At 62.2% G+C, this 1,139-nt stretch carries 1 protein-coding gene; it reads left to right on the forward strand.

Annotation, left to right across the window (positions count from 1 at the left end; genetic code table 11):
* Nucleotides 1-47: 47 nt before the first annotated feature.
* Nucleotides 48-1,139, forward strand: a complete 1,092-nt coding sequence (locus tag MZC64_RS47475; protein ID WP_247766274.1) for an IS630 family transposase — start codon at nt 48-50, stop codon at nt 1,137-1,139.

Consider the following 1,139-nt stretch of genomic DNA (forward strand, 5'->3'; position numbering starts at 1 on the left):
CTAGTGTCCTGCGCCTGAAATCCGCTATCTAATTGTAGGATTCGGCGATGGCGGGTCGTGGACGGTCCAAGGTCGAGCTGGTCCTCAGCGACGACGAGCGTGAGACGTTGCAGCGCTGGGAACGGCGGGCGAAATCGGCGCAAGCGCTGGCGTTGCGGTGTCGCATCGTGCTGGCCAGCGCGGAAGGTTTGTCCAATGTGGAGGTCGCAGATCAGCTCGGGATCAACCGGATGACGGTGGGCAAGTGGCGGTCCCGGTTCCTCACGCAGCGATTGGACGGGCTGCTCGACGAAGAACGGCCCGGCCGGCCGCCCTCGATCGCGCTCGACCGGGTCGAGGAGGTGATCGTGGCGACCCTGGAGCAGACGCCCCGCAATGCCACTCACTGGTCACGCAAGTCGATGGCCGAGCGGTCCGGGCTGTCGAAGTCGACAATCGGGCGGATCTGGCGAGATTTCGGACTCAAACCCCACCGGGCTGACACCTTCAAGCTGTCATCCGACCCGTTGTTCGTGGACAAGGTCATCGATGTCGTCGGGCTCTACCACAACCCGCCTGAGCGGGCGGTGGTCCTGTGTACCGACGAAAAGAGCCAGGTCCAGGCGCTGGACCGTTCCCAGCCGGTGCTACCGATGATGCCGGGCATGCCCGAACGACGCAGCCACGACTATGTCCGCCACGGCATCACCAGCCTGTTCGCCGCGTTCAACATCGCCGACGGCACCGTGATCAGCGAACTGCACCGCAAGCATCGGGCCGCCGAGTTCAAAAAGTTCCTGACCACGATCGACAAGACTGTCCCCGCCGAGTTGGACATCCACCTGATCTGCGACAACTACGGCACCCACAAGACCCCGGTGATCAAAGCCTGGCTCGCTAGGCATCCCCGGTTCCACATGCACTTCACCCCTACCGGATCAAGCTGGATCAACCAGGTTGAGCGGTGGTTCGGGTTCCTCACCGATCAGTTGATCCGTCGTGGTGTTCACAAGAGTGTTGTGGCGCTGGAGAAAGACATCCGCGCGTGGGTCAAGGACTGGAACCAGAACCCGAAGCCGTTCGTGTGGCAGAAGACCGCCGAAGAGATCATCGACTCACTCGCACGATATTGCCAGCGGATTTCAGGCGCAGGACACTAG

This window comes from Crossiella sp. S99.2 (assembly GCF_023094165.1).
Classification (GTDB): Bacteria; Actinomycetota; Actinomycetes; order Mycobacteriales; family Pseudonocardiaceae; genus Crossiella.